Here is a 14554-nt window from a genome sequence, read left to right as displayed (position 1 = left end):
CACCCGGGCTCGTACGCGGCCCAGCTCAGGCGAACTGGCGCAGGAAGCGCAGGTCGTTGTCGAAGAACATGCGCAGGTCGTTGACGCCGTAGCGCAGCATGGCCAGGCGCTCGGCGCCCATGCCGAAGGCGAAGCCCTTGTAGCGCTCCGAATCGATGCCGGAGTGACGAAACACCTCCGGATGCACCATGCCGCAGCCCATGACCTCCAGCCAGCCGCTGTGGGAGCAGACCCGACAGCCCTCGCCCGAACACATCACGCACTGGATATCGACCTCGGCAGAAGGCTCGGTGAAGGGGAAATAGGAGGGGCGGAAACGCACCGAGAGATCGTCACGCTCGAAGAAGGCGTGCAGGAAGTCCTCGATGGTGCCCTTGAGGTCGGCAAAGCTCACGTCCTCGTCCACCAGCAACCCTTCGACCTGGTGGAACATCGGCGTGTGGGTCAGGTCGGAGTCGCTGCGATAGACCCGCCCCGGGCAGACGATGCGGATCGGTGGCGCCTGCTCCTTCATCGTGCGCACCTGCACCGGCGAGGTATGGGTACGCAGCAGGCGCGTGGCGTCGAAGTAGAAGGTATCGGCCATGCCCCGTGCCGGATGGTGCGCCGGGATGTTGAGGGCCTCGAAATTGTGGTAGTCGTCCTCGACCTCCGGCCCCACGGCGACGTCATAGCCGATGCGGCTGAACAATCCCTCGATACGCTCCAGGGTCAGGGTGACCGGATGCAGGCCTCCGTTGGCCTGGCCGCGCCCCGGCAGGGTCACGTCGATGCGCTCCGCGGCCAGTTGCGCCTCGAGGGCAGCCTTGGAAAGCGATTGACGACGAGCATCCAGTTCCTCGGCCAGGGCCTGCTTGGCCTGGTTGATGCGCTCCCCCGCCGCCGGACGCTCGTCCGCCGGCAGCTTGCCCAGCCCCTTGAGCTGAGCGGTAATCTCGCCTTTCTTGCCGAGATAGCGCACCCGCAGCTCATCGAGCGCCGCGATGCTCTCGGCGGCCTGTATGGCCTGACGGGCCTCGGTGACCAATGACGGTAGATGGTCCATCCGCTGAGCTCCGAAATCGTTGGTTCTACTGTTAACGCGTCAGTGGCGCGTGGCAAAAAACGCCCGGGGCGATTTTTGACGTCGTGCCAGCGACGGCCCGCAGCATGGCCGCCATGGTGGGTGGCCACAAAAAATAGGGGAAGAGCGGCTGCTCTTCCCCTGCGACGGTCTGGCATCGTGACAGACCGGCCTAGGCCGGCCCGTCGCCATCGGCCGATGTCACTTACTGGGCAGCCTTGGCCTTCTCGACGATAGCGGCAAAAGCAGCCTTCTCGTGAACGGCCAGGTCGGCCAGCACCTTGCGGTCGATCTCGATACCGGCCTTCTTCAGGCCACCGACGAAGCGGCTGTAGGACAGGCCATGCTGGCGGGCACCGGCGTTGATACGCTGGATCCACAGGGCACGGAACTGACGCTTGCGCTGACGACGGTCACGGTAAGCGTACTGACCGGCCTTGATGACAGCCTGCTTGGCCACGCGGAAGACGCGCGAACGGGCACCGTAGTAACCCTTGGCCAGCTTGAGAACTTTCTTGTGACGACGACGAGCGACGACACCACGCTTGACACGAGTCATGGCTTTCTCCTGACGTTAAATTGGGCAACCAAAGGCTTACAGATTCGGCAGCATACGCTGAATCAGGGCCTTGTCGGCGTCGTGGATCTGCTTCATACCGCGCAGCTGACGCTTCCGCTTGGTCGACTTCTTGGTCAGGATATGGCTACGGAACGACTGCTTGTGCTTGAAGCCGTTGGCCGTCTTCTTGAAGCGCTTGGCAGCGCCGCTGTTGCTCTTGATTTTCGGCATGAGAAAAACTCCGCTCGAGATTTTTCAGAAAACCCGGGGCCGGTGGACGGCTTGCGCCGACCACCCGTTTGACTGGCCTTCGGATCACTTCTTCTTGGGGGCAATGATCATGATCATCTGGCGCCCTTCCATCTTGGGGAAGGCCTCCACGGTCCCGATCTCCTCGAGATCCGCGGCGATCCGCTCCATCAGCTTGCGGCCGAGGTCCTGGTGCGCCATTTCACGGCCGCGAAACCGCAGCGTGACCTTGCCCTTGTCGCCACCTTCGAGAAAGCGGATCAGGTTCTTCAGCTTGACCTGATAGTCGCCCTCGTCGGTGCCAGGCCGGAACTTGACTTCCTTGACCTGAATCTGCTTCGTCTTCTTCTTCTGAGCTGACTTCTGCTTCTTCTGCTCGAAGACGAATTTGCCGTAATCCATGATCTTGCAGACGATCGGATCGGCATTGGAAATCTGGACGAGGTCTAGACCGGCTGCTTCGGCACGCTCGAGCGCTTCGCTGGTGGGCACTACGCCCAGCTGCTCGCCGTCGCTGTCGATCAGGCGTACCTGATCCTCGGTTATCCGCTCGTTCATCGGGGGGCGCTTGTCCTGTGGACGTGCGCGCTGGCTGCTTCGCTTGATCGTTCCGTCTCCGTTCCGGTAATTGACGATGTCGTTACCAACCTGTCTTTACCAACCTGTCGTTACCACCCCATGCTACCACCCTTCAGCTCGAATCCGCTCAATGAAGGCATCAACGGTGATGGTACCCAGGTCTTCGCCGGTGCGCGTGCGCACGGCAACCGAGTCGGCTTCAACTTCCTTATCTCCTACCACCAGAAGATAGGGAACCTTCTGCAACGTATGTTCGCGGATTTTAAAGCCGATCTTCTCATTCCTCAAGTCCGCCTTGACGCGCAGGCCAATTTTCTGCAAGCGCCGCTCGAGGTCCAGGGCATAATCGCGCTGCGCATCGGTGATGGTCAACACCACCGCCTGCTCGGGTGCCAGCCACAGCGGCATCGCGCCGGCGTAGTGCTCAATCAGGATGCCGATGAAACGCTCGAAGGAACCCAGAATCGCCCGATGCAGCATGACCGGGGTCTTGCGTTCGCCATCCTCGTCGACGAACTGGGCACCCAGGCGGCCCGGCAGGTTGAAATCGAGCTGCAAGGTACCGCACTGCCACACGCGATTGAGGCAGTCGCGCAGCGCGAACTCGATCTTGGGCCCGTAGAAGGCCCCCTCGCCCGGCTGCAGTTCCCAGTCGAGACCGGTGGCGTTCAGCGCCGCCTCGAGGCCGGCTTCGGCACGGTCCCACAGTGCCGCTTCGCCCATGAAACCCTCGGGGCGGGTCGACAGCTTGAGCTCGACGTCGTCGAAGCCGAGCTCCTTGTAGACCTTCAGGGTCAGCGCAATGAAGGCCTCTGCCTCGCTCTGGATCTGCTTCTCGGTGCAGAAGATGTGCGCATCGTCCTGAGTGAAACCGCGCACCCGCATCAGGCCGTGCAACGAACCGGAAGGCTCGTTGCGGTGGCAACTGCCGAATTCGGCCAGGCGCAGCGGCAGGTCGCGATAGCTCTTGAGCCCCTGGTTGAACACCTGCACGTGGCAGGGGCAGTTCATCGGCTTGACCGCGTACTCGCGCTTTTCCGACTCGGTGGTGAACATCAGGTCACTGTAATGGCCCCAATGACCGGACTTCTTCCACAGCGACAGGTCGACGACCTGGGGCGTGCGGATCTCCTGGTAGCCGTGCTCTATCTGGATCCGGCGCATGTACTGCTCCAGCGCCTGGTAGAGGGTCCAGCCGTTGGGGTGCCAGAATACCATGCCGGGAGCCTCTTCCTGCAGATGGAAGAGATCCATGCGCTTGGCCAGCTTGCGGTGGTCGCGCTTCTCGGCTTCCTCGAGGCGCTGCAGGTAGGCCTTGAGCTGCTTCTTGTCGCCCCAGGCAGTGCCATAGATACGGGTCAGCATCGGCTTGCTGGCATCGCCGCGCCAGTAGGCGCCGGCCAGCTTGGTCAGCTTGAAAGCCTTCAGGTGCCGGGTATTGGGCACGTGAGGGCCCCGGCACATGTCGGTATATTCCTTGTGATAGTAGAGGCGAATCGTCTCACCTTGAGGAATGTCGCGGATGATCTCCTGCTTGTAGGGCTCATCGCGCTCCTCGAAAGTGGCCATCGCCTTGTCGCGGTCGACGTACTCGCGTACCACCTCGTACTCGCTATCGATCAACTCCTGCATGCGCGCCTCGATGGCGGCCAGGTCGTCCGGCGTCACCGAACGGCCGAAGTCGATGTCGTAGTAGAAACCGTCGTCGATCACCGGCCCGATGGCCATCTTGGCATCGGGATAGAGCTGCTTGACCGCATGCCCGATCAGGTGCGCACAGGAGTGGCGAATGATCTCGACCCCCTCGGGGTCGCGGGCGGTGACGATCGCCACCTCGGCGTCGCGGTCGATCAGGTCGGCGGCATCCACCAGCTCGCCGTCGATCTTGCCGGCCACGCAGGCCTTGGCCAGGCCAGGGCCGATGGATTCGGCAAGCTGCATCACGCTGATGGGTTCGTCGAAGGTTCTCTGGCTGCCGTCCGGCAGGGTAACGATGGGCATCGAAAGGTCCTTTGCGCAGTGGTGATCCATACCAGGGATCACGTGTCGCGGTTGATAGCAGATACGAAAAGCGGGTTCTCAACCCACGAGGCGTACGGCCCACCCACTACCTTGGGCGATACGGGCGCCGAACCAGCCGGCCCCGCCGCACGTCGCGGAGCCGACAAGACTACCAGAATCAAGCACTCCTGCGCCATGGCGCAGGAGCGGCAGGCACCCTGCAAAAGCAACAGGGGCACCCGAAGGTGCCCCTGTTGAGATGGGATAGCGCCGGGCCGAAGACCCGATGCTGCTCCGATCAATCCCAGTTTAGGATCTCGACGCGACGGTTCTGGGCACGCCCTTCGTCGGTCTCGTTGGTCGCAACCGGACGTTCTTCACCGAAGCCGCGGGTAGTCATGCGGTTCTCGGCGATGCCGCGAGAAACCAGGAAGTCGCGGACGGAATCGGCGCGACGCTGAGACAGCCCCTGGTTGTACTGCGCGGAGCCCACGGAGTCGGTGTGACCTTCGATGCGAACCCGCAGATTCTGGTTCTCACGCAGCGTCCTGGCCACCTGGTCCAGGGTCTGGTGCGCACCGGGACGGATCTCGGCGGAATCGAAGGCGAAGGTGACTTCGCTATCCAGCGTCACGGGCTCGAACTCGGTGACCGGAGCCGGCTCGGGCGCCGGAGCCGGCTCGGGCTGAGCTACCGGCTGGGGCGGCGGAGTGCGGTCGGCACACAGCAGCGCACCGATCGCGGAGCCAGCCACGGCACCGGTTGCAGCGCCCGTCTCCTCGTCGGAGCTACCACTGGTTGCATAGCCAATGCTACCGCCGATCAGACCACCCGCGATACCGCACACCACGGGCTGCTGGTACCAAGCGGTGCCAGTGGAGGCCGTCGCCGTGCCGCCCGCCCTTTCACCACCCCTCTGGAAGTCAGTGGCACAGCCGGAAAGGCCGATCACCAGTGCAGAACCCAACAGCAAGCCAGTCGTTGATTTTTTCATTGCAAGACTCCTTCTTGATTTTCAACTCGGGGCTATGCAAAAAGCGAACTCCCCGAAGGTCAGGACACTCATTGACCCAACGGCTTCAAGTGTAGGCCTTTATTGCCCTTGCTCAAAGCGTCGTCTCACTCCATTCTCGGACCATTGTGCCGTTTTCTGCCAGAAAAACCCGGGGAATGGCCATTGTTTAGCTTGGCGGAGTACGCACGCGCTGCCAACATACATTGGTGTAAAGTGTTTGTATAGATTAATGCAAGCCATCCGGCCAGCTGCGGCGAAATCTGATCACCTCCTCCGCTGCTGCCAATATCGGCTGCCGCCACTCCGCCTCGATTTCGAGACGCTCACGGTCTTCACGCATCCGATCGCGCGGCGCCAATTGCTTGCGAGCGGAGTGAGTATGCAGATGCTGCGTCCGGCTGTACACCTCCCCGAAGGCCTGAAAACCGGGCCTCTCGATCAGGCTGGGGTCGAGAATATCGAGCAGCAGCTTGCAGCGCCAGGCGCCCTCCGTAACGTCGACCTGCTCCTGCAACAGCGAAGAGGCGACGATCTCGAGGTTGGTCAGGCAGTTCTCATGAGCCCGATGCAGTTCGTCTTGTCGAAATGCCCGACGGCGCCTCACCTCCTGCCAGAGGGTAAAGGCATAGGCCGCCAGGCCAGCGATGATGGCCAGGCCTACGGCAAGCAGGATCAATGCCGTTGTTGTCGTCATCCAAGCTCCAGACCGAAGAGTTTCAAGCAGGATTGTAACGCAAGCCGAAGGCGAGGACAGGCACCGTCGCATTTATTCCAACAGGCTTGGATCGCTACAGGCGCCTGCTCCTCCGACAGCACGGGAATGCTCTTTTCGCCTCCGCCTGGAGACAGCAGGACCATCGGCATGTCGGTGGTCAATTTGCACGGCATGCCGGCCCCGGCGAGCTGAAACGCTACGTCGCTGCCCTGCTCCGGGCCGCAACGGCAAGCGCCCGGCATGGATATGCCGGGCGCTTGCTAAGCGAGAACCGATATCGCGCAGCGTGGCTATATCGCCCAGAGCCCCGCGTAGTGGTCCAGCAGCAGGATACCGAACACGCCCAGGATATAGCGGATCGAGAACCAGAAGGCGGCCAGGGGCGCCTTGGGGTCCTTGCCACGCCAGACCTTCCAGTTCCAGTGCATGAAGCGCACGTTCAGCGCCATCACACCCAGCAGGTACACGGCGCCACTCATGCCGATGACGAAAGGCAGTAGTGTCACGGCGACGGTCAGCCAACCATAGAGCCACACCTGCAGCCGAGTGAACGCCTCGCCGTGGGTGACCGGCAGCATCGGCACACCGGCGCGGGCATACTCATCGCACTTGTGGATCGCCAACGCCCAAAAGTGCGGCGGCGTCCAGGCGAATACGATCAGCACCAGCAGCAGCGGCTCCGGCCCCAACTGCCCGGTGACTGCGGTCCAGCCAAGCATGGGGGGCGCCGCACCCGCCACGCCGCCGATAACGATGTTCTGCGGCGTAGCGCGCTTGAGGAAGGCCGTATAGACGAGGGCGTAGCCGATCAACGACCCCAGCGTCAGCCAAGCCGTCAGTGCGTTGACCTGCCATAGCAGGAGGGCAATGCCGGCGATGGACAACAACGTCGCCCAACCCAGCGCCAGCACGGTCGGCATCCGTTGGCTCGCCAGAGGGCGCTGCGAGGTACGCAGCATCATCGCATCGAGCTTGCGATCGACCACATGATTGAAGGCCGCCGCCCCACCCGCAGCCATGCCGATTCCGGCAAGACCGAACACGACCGTGGCGAGCGGTGGCAAGGTCGGCGTCGCCAAGGCCATTCCCACCAGGGCACACACCAGCATCACCACGACCACCCTGGGCTTGCACAGCGTAAGCAGGTCCTGCCAGGTCCAGTCGGAGGTGTTCAACTGGGCCAGCAATACGCGCTTCACACCCACCCGTTTCAGCAGCGCGTTAGACATGCACCCACTCCTTGTCTCGTCGTATTGAACCCGCGGCATCGAGGGCCGTCTCCCGCCAGCGCCAGACCGCCAACGCCAGCAACAAGACCAGCGACACGGCCCCGGCCGTATGCAGCAATGCCAACCACAAGGGTAGCCACATCAAGACGTTGGCAACACCCAACCCCACTTGAACACCATAGGCGAAGACGAGTCCAGCCAGCCAGGGCCGCATGCGCACTTCCCCCCAATGACGTACTGCAAGTGCTACCAGCGCCAGCCCCAGCAACAGGGCGCCGATACGATGCCCCTGGTGAATGGCGGTGCGGGCATCGGCATGGAGCTGCCCATGCAGATAATTGGGACCGACCGTCTGGGTCAGGTGGAACCCCTCGCTCCAGTCCATCTCCGGCCACCACTGGCCATTGCAGGTCGGGAAGCCCTGGCAGGCAATGCCGGCATAGTTGCTGGATACCCAGCCACCCAGCGCCAGCTGCAGCAACAGCAGGACCATGGCCAGCCCCCACAGCGGTGTCAGGCGACGCCGTGGCGCACCGAGGGCACGCCCCTTGGCGAAACGGCGCAGGCTCAGGTGCAGCCACAGGAACAGCAGCAGGACCGAAAGTCCGCCCAGCAGGTGCAGAGTGACCACCTGGGGCCACAGCTGCAGCGTCACGGTGAAGGCGCCGAAGGCTCCTTGCAGCAGGATGACCACCAGCAGCGCCACGTTGACCGCCCAGGGATAGCCCGGGCGGCGACGCAAGCCGGCTCCCAGCACGAGAAGGCCGATGACCAGCAGCCCCAGCGCCGAGGCAACGTAACGGTGAATCATCTCGACCCAGGCCTTGAAGGCCTCCAGTGGCGCATCGGGTGAATGTGCCATGGCCCGCTCGGCATCGGGTACCACCAGCCGACCATAGCAACCCGGCCAGTCCGGGCAGCCCAGCCCGGCATCGACCAGGCGGGTCCAGACGCCGATGAGAATCACCACGGTGGTAAAAACGACGCCTGCCAGGCTCAGCGCCAGCAACAGGCGTAGCCGCGACTTGCGCACCTGAGCGGGAGAGTTCGGCGTCGAAACGCCCTGCATGTTGGATTCCATGGCCTCGTCACATATCGAATCGTCGTTGTCGCCCACTCAGCGTTGGGCATCATCCAGTTCAGGTGCCGCCCGGCGGTCGGGATTCATGCGCAGCAGATGACTGAGGTCGTCCATCACGTCACGTTCCTCGACTTCCCGACCATAGGTCAATACGACCTTCCCCTGAGGATCCAATATCCATATCCGGCCAGCGGTATGCCAATCGGGCACCTCCAGCCACTGGCTGTCGACTTCACCCGGCAGAACCTCGCCCTCACCACCGATCCTGAGCCGGGTGACACGCGGCGCCTCACGACCCAGGGCCCGGTGCAGGCGCCACCAGCGATCGGACTCCTGCGCACAGGCACTGGAACAGTCGAATGCAAGCACCCAGTCACCGCCATCCAGCGTGTCATACGGCTCGGTCAAGGGCCACTCGGCCAACTGAGGCACTTCCGGGGCCAGCTGGCCATGGGCCGTACGCTGTTCAGGTATGCCAATGCGCCACTGCACCATGACCCAGGCTGCGATTACCGGTACGGCAAACACGGCAAACAGAGCCAGCAGCTTCAGGCGCTGATGGCGGATTCTCAGGGCTTCCTGCACGCGTCTGTCTCCTCGGTTGTTGCGTTGCCAGCGGTTTCTTGCCGGCGGGAACGTCGGTCTTTCACCAATCTACGACCGCCAACGAGCATCACTACCAGGGCGGTCAAGGCCAGCCCCCACCACTGCACGGCATAGCCGACATGGCGGCTGGGCGGCATCACGCTGGGCTCCCACCATGTCTCGAGCGATCCGGGCCCGCGCTCGAGATGCATCCACCCCTGGTGGGCAAACCCAGCGTCGAACTCCCAGGCGGAAAGCTCGATGCGCTGCAGCCTGTCACCCTCGCGATTGGGGCCAAACAGCGGCGTACCCTCGCCTGCCACCTGCCACTGCCCTGCGACCACGACCTCACCGGTCGGGGTGTCCACCACCGGTGATTCACGACTCGGCCCGGTCGGCAGGAAGCCCCGCTGAATCAGCCATAGCCGCCCGTCTTCGGTACGCAACGGGGTCAGCACGGCAACACCCAGGCGCCCCTGATGGGTGCGGTTGTCGAGAAATCGCGTCTGATCGACCAGATAATGGCCACGCAGGGTAAGATGGGTCCCTTCTGGCGGGGCCTCTTCCGGCGCCTCGAGCGTTGGCGCTGCATCCAATTGCGCCAGGTAGTCGCGCTTGTCGTCGGCCCGCTCCCACTGCCATAGTCCAAGGAGCAGACCGAGTACCACCAGTAGCGACCAGAACAAGAACCAGGCGCTCAGTCGCCAAGTCCCGACCCCCTGATCCCTGATGGAGTGATTCATGATTCTCAAGACCGTGATTGCCGTCGTGTTCCTGGCCATGCTGACCAGTCTCGCCGCCGGCGTCGGCTTTCTTCTTCGCGATGACTCCAGCTCACGGCGCCTGCTGGTATCGCTGAAGATTCGTGTCGCCCTGGCCACGTTACTCTTGGCCCTGCTGTTCTACGGATTTCATTTCGGCAGCCTGGGCCAGCCGTAGCCGCCCAGGTAGCCGAATTCATCACCGCGATGCCACGAAGAGCATCAGAAAACATAGACGAACAGGAACAACCCCACCCACACCACATCGACGAAGTGCCAATACCAGCACGCGGCTTCGAAACCGAAGTGCTCCTCAGGCGAGAAGTGATGACGCATCACCCGCATCAGCATGACGATGAGGATCAGCGTACCGACGATGACGTGAACGCCATGGAAGCCGGTCAGGATGAAGAAGGTGGCGCCATAGATACCAGCCTGCAGCGTGATACCGTAGTGAGCGTAGGCCTCATAGTACTCCACCGCCTGGATGGTGACGAAGCACAAGCCCAGCAGGATGGTGCCCGCCAGCCAGTTGCGGCATATCTTGCGCTTGCCCTCCTTCAACGCCTCGTGCGCCACGGTCAGCGTAATGCTGGACGATACCAGGATCAGGGTATTGACCAGCGGCAGGTGCCACGGGCTGAAGACCTGGGCAGGGCCGGCCACGGAGGAATCGGGCGGGCTGAGGAGAGGCCAGTGTGCGGTGAACTCCGGCCACAGCAGCGCCGTTGCCCCTTTGGTACCCTCACCGCCCAGCCAGGGAATGGCAAAGGTGCGCACATAGAACAGCGCGCCGAAGAAAGCGGCAAAGAACATCACCTCGGAGAAGATGAACCAGCCCATGCCCCAACGGAAGGAGCGATCCATCTGCGCATCGTAGAGGCCGCTGCGGGACTCCGTTATCACGTCACGGAACCACAACGCCATGACGGCAATGACGCCAACCAGGCCGGCCAGCGAGACGATGGTGCCGCGCCCGTGAACCAGCACCATGCCGGTACCGATCATCATCACCCCGAGAGCCAGGGAACCCAGCACCGGCCACTTGCTGGTTGCGGGAACGTAATAACTGCCACCACTCATGCCTCACCTCCTTCGTCGCTCTTGACCCCGGCCTGCAGCGGTACCTTTCTGCCCTCTACGGGATAGAGGGTATAGACCAGAGTGATGGTATTGACCTCGGGTGGGAGGTCACGGGCCAACTGGAAGACCAGCGGCAGCTCGACCCGCTCCCCCGCTTGTAACAGTTGCTCCTCGAAGCAGAAACAGCTTGCCTTGCGCACGTGTCGGGTGGCGGTGGACGGCGAAACGCTGGGCACGGCGCGCCCCCAGCTTTCCGCGCCGCTCTGGTTGCTGAACGAGAAATTGACTTCCGACGTCTGCCCCGGGTGCAGTCTCACCTGACGCGTCTCCACGTCCATGCGCCATGGCAGGCCCGAGCCATTGCGCGTGATGAACTGTACGGTCACCATGCGCGACTGATCGACCTCGTCATGGATGAGTGCCTGGGCGGTGGTATCGACCTTGCCGTTGATACCCGTCACCCGGCAGAAGGCGTCATACAGCGGCACCAGGGCGAACGCGAAGGCAAACATGCCGATCAGCGCGGCCACGCTGCGCCACACCGTACGCCGTACCCCCACCTGTCGCGCCTGCGTATCGTTCTGACTCATGCTTCACTCCTCTTCTCGCCTGTCGGCCGGCCGGCGGCCGACCGCCCGGCTCAGTGAGCCGGGCGCTGGAAGGTCGGTGGTGTCTCGAACGTATGCAGCGGTGCCGGGCTCGGCACGCTCCACTCCAGGTCATCGGCGTATTCGCCCCAGGCCTGGGCCGGCGCCTTCTGACCGCCGCGCACACACATCACGATCACGGCGATGAACAGCAACTGCGAGATGCCGAACATGAAGGCGCCAAGGGACGACACCAGGTTGAAGTCGGCAAACTGCAGTGCATAGTCGGGAATCCGCCGCGGCATGCCCGCCAGCCCCGAGAAGTGCATGGGGAAGAAGGTCAGGTTGACACTGATCACGGAGAGCCAGAAGTGCCACTGCGACAGGCGCACGTTGGGGTAGTGGCCGGTCCACTTCGGCAGCCAGAAATAGACCCCCGCCATGATGGAGAAGATGGCCCCGGGCACCAGCACGTAGTGGAAATGTGCCACCACGAAGTAGGTATCATGATACTGGAAGTCGGCCGGCGCGATGGCGAGCATCAGACCCGAGAAACCGCCAATGGTAAACAGCACGACGAAGGCCAGGGCGAACAGCATGGGCGGCTCGAAGCTGATCGAACCCCGGAACAGGGTCGTGACCCAGTTGAAGACCTTCACGCCCGTGGGCACCGCGATCAGCATGGTGGCATACATGAAGAACAGCTGGCCGACCAGCGGCATGCCCACCACGAACATGTGGTGTCCCCACACCATGAACGACAGGACGGCGATGGCCGCGGTGGCATAGACCATGGAGGCGTAGCCGAACAGGCGCTTGCGGGCGAAGGCCGGGATGATGGCCGACACGATACCGAACGCCGGCAGGATCATGATGTAGACCTCAGGATGCCCGAAGAACCAGAACAGGTGCTGGAACAGCACCGGATCACCGCCACCAGCAGCATTGAAGAAGCTGGTGCCGAAATTGATGTCCATCAGCATCATGGTGATCACCCCGGCAAGCACCGGCATCACGGCGATCAGCAGGAAAGAAGTGATCAGCCAGGTCCACACGAACAGCGGCATGTCCATCATGCGCATGCCCGGCGCACGCATGTTGAGGATGGTAGCGATGATGTTGATGGCACCCAGAATCGAACTGATGCCCGCGATGTGCAGCGACAGGATGAAGAATGTCGTTGACGGCGGCGCAAAAGTGGTCGACAGCGGCGCATAGAAGGTCCAACCGAAGTTGGGACCCCCGCCTGGCATCAACAGGGTGGAGAGCAGTAGCCCGAATGCCACCGGCAGCAGCCAGAAGCTGAAGTTGTTGAGGCGCGGCAACGCCATGTCGGGCGCGCCGATTTGCAGCGGAATCATCCAGTTGGCCAGCCCCGTGAAGGCCGGCATGACCGCACCGAAGACCATGATCAGGCCGTGCATGGTGGTCATCTGGTTGAAGAATTCGGGGTTGACGAACTGCAGACCGGGCTGGAAGAGCTCGAGGCGAACCACCAGCGCAAAGATCCCGCCGATAAAGAACATGACCAAAGAGAAGATCAGGTACATGGTACCGATCTCCTTGTGATTGGTGGTCAGCAGCCACCGCATGATGCCCTTGGGGGGCGAGTCGTGGGCATGTCCATGCCCCGCTTCCGCGGCGGTGGCGCTCTGCTCGAGAGTCGGCTGAGGAGGTACCTTAGGGGCCATCGGAATACTCCAGTATCGTTGTCTTGTAATAGCGCAGCATGTCAGGGGGCATCACGGTGCAAGCGCACCGTGATGGTGAACGTCACTCCAGCCGCTCGGCAATCTCAGCGGGCTGCACCACATCCCCGGTGTCATTGCCCCAGGCGTTGCGGGTATAAGTGATGACTGCTGCAAGCTCGACCGGATTGAGCGTGGTACGGAACGAAGGCATGGCCGTGCCGGACACCCCGTTGATGACCGTATCCTTGTGCCAATCGAGGTCGCCGATCAACTGATCATTGCCAGCCAGTGCCGGGAATGCCGGCGGCGAACCTTGCCCCTCGGGCTGGTGGCAGGAGGCGCAGATGCTGCCGTAGACGCCCTCGCCCCGCTCCATCAATTCATCCATCTCCCACTCGCGGTCGATACCCATCGCTTCTTCGGCGGCCATCTCCTGGCGCTCGGCCAGCCAGGCATCGAACTCTTCTTCTTCCACGGCGCGAACGACGACAGGCATGAAGCCATGGTCGACACCGCACAGCTCGGCACACTGCCCGCGGTAGATGCCCGGCTCGTTGATCTGCACCCAGTTCTCGGTCACGAAACCGGGCACCGTGTCCTGTTTGACGGCGAGATCCGGCACCCACCATGCGTGGAGGACGTCATCGGAGGTGAAGAGAAACCGCACCTTGCGGTTGATCGGAAGTACCAGTGGCTCATCGACTTCGAGCAGGTAGTGCTCGCCGCGCTCCTCCTGGCCGCGAATCTGCGCCCGCGGAGTGGCAAGGCTGGAGTTGAAGGCGACGTCTTCACCCAGGTACTCGTAGCGCCAGCGCCATTGCTGGCCGGTAATCATGACGTCCAGCTCGGCATCGGAGGGGTCGTAGATCTTCTGTAGTGTCGCCGTGGCAGGTATCGCCATACCGACCAGGATCAGCAGCGGAACCGCCGTCCAGATGATCTCGACCGTGGTGTTCTCATGGAAATTGGCCGCCTTGGCGCCCTTGGAGTGACGATAGCGAAACAGGGAATAGAACATCACCCCGAACACAAGCACGCCGATGATCACACAGATCCAGAAGATGATCATGTGCAGGTTGTAGATTTCTCTACTGAGGTCCGTGACCCCGACAGGCATGTTCCAGCCGTTAGCCAGAGCCACCTGGCTCGAGCCGACAAGGGCCAAGCCCCCTGCCAACCAGACGAGCAGAGTGCGCATCGACGCCTCCCGATGTTTGTAGTTGTCTCGATAACGGCTGCCCCGAGTGTCAGGGTCCGGGGGGTTCTCATCCCAGAGAACATTAGCCGCTTCTTGAGCGAGTATATTGAGCCGAAATGAGAAAGTCACTGGTCCGGCCTCCTCCTTCTGGCTAACGC

At 62.5% G+C, this 14554-nt stretch carries 16 protein-coding genes; 1 reads left to right on the top strand and 15 read right to left on the bottom strand.

Annotated features, from left to right (window positions below):
* Positions 1-25: 25 nt before the first annotated feature.
* From pheS to ACUY1T_RS00325, 11 genes are all read right to left on the bottom strand, one after another.
* Entirely contained in the window at positions 26-1045 is a 1020-nt protein-coding gene (gene pheS / locus ACUY1T_RS00375) for a phenylalanine--tRNA ligase subunit alpha (RefSeq protein ID WP_446019738.1), read from the bottom strand.
* Between the two features lie 223 nt (positions 1046-1268).
* The gene (gene rplT, locus ACUY1T_RS00370; protein ID WP_104203667.1) at positions 1269-1622 is read right to left on the bottom strand and encodes a 50S ribosomal protein L20; all 354 of its coding nucleotides are present in this window, start codon (positions 1620-1622) and stop codon (positions 1269-1271) included.
* 36 nt (positions 1623-1658) lie between these two features.
* Positions 1659-1853: a 50S ribosomal protein L35 gene (rpmI, locus tag ACUY1T_RS00365; protein ID WP_089725334.1), complete on the bottom strand. Its 195-nt coding sequence runs from the start codon at positions 1851-1853 to the stop codon at positions 1659-1661.
* Positions 1854-1937: 84 nt separating this feature from the next.
* Complete coding sequence (gene infC / locus ACUY1T_RS00360) at positions 1938-2477, bottom strand: translation initiation factor IF-3 (RefSeq protein WP_446020210.1); 540 nt, start codon at positions 2475-2477, stop codon at positions 1938-1940.
* 75 nt (positions 2478-2552) lie between these two features.
* Positions 2553-4451: a threonine--tRNA ligase gene (gene thrS / locus ACUY1T_RS00355; RefSeq protein WP_446019737.1), complete on the bottom strand. Its 1899-nt coding sequence runs from the start codon at positions 4449-4451 to the stop codon at positions 2553-2555.
* Between the two features lie 298 nt (positions 4452-4749).
* Positions 4750-5445, bottom strand: coding sequence for an OmpA family protein (locus ACUY1T_RS00350; protein WP_446019736.1), 696 nt, complete (start codon positions 5443-5445; stop codon positions 4750-4752).
* A 247-nt stretch (positions 5446-5692) separates the two neighbouring features.
* Positions 5693-6160 carry a DUF2489 domain-containing protein gene (locus ACUY1T_RS00345; protein WP_446019735.1) on the bottom strand — a complete coding sequence of 156 codons (468 nt, stop codon included), beginning with the start codon at positions 6158-6160 and terminating at the stop codon, positions 5693-5695.
* A gap of 311 nt (positions 6161-6471) precedes the next feature.
* Entirely contained in the window at positions 6472-7410 is a 939-nt protein-coding gene (gene cyoE, locus ACUY1T_RS00340) for a heme o synthase (RefSeq protein ID WP_446019734.1), read from the bottom strand.
* Entirely contained in the window at positions 7403-8479 is a 1077-nt protein-coding gene (locus ACUY1T_RS00335) for a COX15/CtaA family protein (RefSeq protein ID WP_446019733.1), read from the bottom strand. Before ACUY1T_RS00335 ends, cyoE begins: the two co-directional genes overlap by 8 nt.
* Before the next feature lie 48 nt (positions 8480-8527).
* Entirely contained in the window at positions 8528-9076 is a 549-nt protein-coding gene (locus ACUY1T_RS00330; RefSeq protein WP_446019732.1) for a hypothetical protein, read from the bottom strand.
* On the bottom strand, positions 9061-9819 hold the full coding sequence (locus tag ACUY1T_RS00325; RefSeq protein ID WP_446019731.1) for an SURF1 family protein: 759 nt from the start codon (positions 9817-9819) through the stop codon (positions 9061-9063). Before ACUY1T_RS00325 ends, ACUY1T_RS00330 begins: the two co-directional genes overlap by 16 nt.
* Here ACUY1T_RS00325 and ACUY1T_RS00320 point away from each other — a divergent pair.
* Complete coding sequence (locus tag ACUY1T_RS00320; protein WP_446019730.1) at positions 9818-10015, top strand: DUF2909 family protein; 198 nt, start codon at positions 9818-9820, stop codon at positions 10013-10015. The two genes, ACUY1T_RS00325 and ACUY1T_RS00320, sit on opposite strands and share 2 nt — an antisense overlap.
* 44 nt (positions 10016-10059) lie before the next feature.
* On the opposite strand, the gene ACUY1T_RS00315 is transcribed toward ACUY1T_RS00320, so the two are convergent.
* From ACUY1T_RS00315 to coxB, 4 genes are all read right to left on the bottom strand, one after another.
* Entirely contained in the window at positions 10060-10920 is an 861-nt protein-coding gene (locus ACUY1T_RS00315) for a cytochrome c oxidase subunit 3 (protein WP_446019729.1), read from the bottom strand.
* Positions 10917-11510, bottom strand: coding sequence for a cytochrome c oxidase assembly protein (locus ACUY1T_RS00310; RefSeq protein ID WP_446019728.1), 594 nt, complete (start codon positions 11508-11510; stop codon positions 10917-10919). Before ACUY1T_RS00310 ends, ACUY1T_RS00315 begins: the two co-directional genes overlap by 4 nt.
* A gap of 50 nt (positions 11511-11560) precedes the next feature.
* Positions 11561-13198 (bottom strand): cytochrome c oxidase subunit I, encoded by a 1638-nt coding sequence (gene ctaD, locus ACUY1T_RS00305; protein WP_446019727.1) that lies wholly within the window; start codon positions 13196-13198, stop codon positions 11561-11563.
* Between the two features lie 82 nt (positions 13199-13280).
* Positions 13281-14396: a cytochrome c oxidase subunit II gene (gene coxB, locus ACUY1T_RS00300; RefSeq protein WP_446019726.1), complete on the bottom strand. Its 1116-nt coding sequence runs from the start codon at positions 14394-14396 to the stop codon at positions 13281-13283.
* Positions 14397-14554 lie beyond the last annotated feature (158 nt).

It is taken from the genome of Billgrantia sp. Q4P2 (genome assembly GCF_052806135.1).
This window is presented reverse-complemented; position numbering and strand designations above follow the sequence as displayed.

Bases quoted from the DNA above. Each gene is read 5' to 3' on its own strand.
- rplT (WP_104203667.1), bottom strand. From the start codon at position 1,622: ATGACTCGTGTCAAGCGTGGTGTCGTCGCTCGTCGTCGTCACAAGAAA.
- coxB (WP_446019726.1), bottom strand. From the start codon at position 14,396: ATGCGCACTCTGCTCGTCTGGTTGGCAGGGGGCTTGGCCCTTGTCGGC.
- thrS (WP_446019737.1), bottom strand. From the start codon at position 4,451: ATGCCCATCGTTACCCTGCCGGACGGCAGCCAGAGAACCTTCGACGAA.
- ACUY1T_RS00320 (WP_446019730.1), top strand. From the start codon at position 9,818: ATGATTCTCAAGACCGTGATTGCCGTCGTGTTCCTGGCCATGCTGACC.
- ACUY1T_RS00310 (WP_446019728.1), bottom strand. From the start codon at position 11,510: ATGAGTCAGAACGATACGCAGGCGCGACAGGTGGGGGTACGGCGTACG.
- rpmI (WP_089725334.1), bottom strand. From the start codon at position 1,853: ATGCCGAAAATCAAGAGCAACAGCGGCGCTGCCAAGCGCTTCAAGAAG.
- ACUY1T_RS00335 (WP_446019733.1), bottom strand. From the start codon at position 8,479: ATGCAGGGCGTTTCGACGCCGAACTCTCCCGCTCAGGTGCGCAAGTCG.
- ACUY1T_RS00315 (WP_446019729.1), bottom strand. From the start codon at position 10,920: ATGAGTGGTGGCAGTTATTACGTTCCCGCAACCAGCAAGTGGCCGGTG.
- ACUY1T_RS00350 (WP_446019736.1), bottom strand. From the start codon at position 5,445: ATGAAAAAATCAACGACTGGCTTGCTGTTGGGTTCTGCACTGGTGATC.
- ACUY1T_RS00325 (WP_446019731.1), bottom strand. From the start codon at position 9,819: ATGAATCACTCCATCAGGGATCAGGGGGTCGGGACTTGGCGACTGAGC.
- ACUY1T_RS00345 (WP_446019735.1), bottom strand. From the start codon at position 6,160: ATGACGACAACAACGGCATTGATCCTGCTTGCCGTAGGCCTGGCCATC.
- cyoE (WP_446019734.1), bottom strand. From the start codon at position 7,410: ATGTCTAACGCGCTGCTGAAACGGGTGGGTGTGAAGCGCGTATTGCTG.
- pheS (WP_446019738.1), bottom strand. From the start codon at position 1,045: ATGGACCATCTACCGTCATTGGTCACCGAGGCCCGTCAGGCCATACAG.
- ctaD (WP_446019727.1), bottom strand. From the start codon at position 13,198: ATGGCCCCTAAGGTACCTCCTCAGCCGACTCTCGAGCAGAGCGCCACC.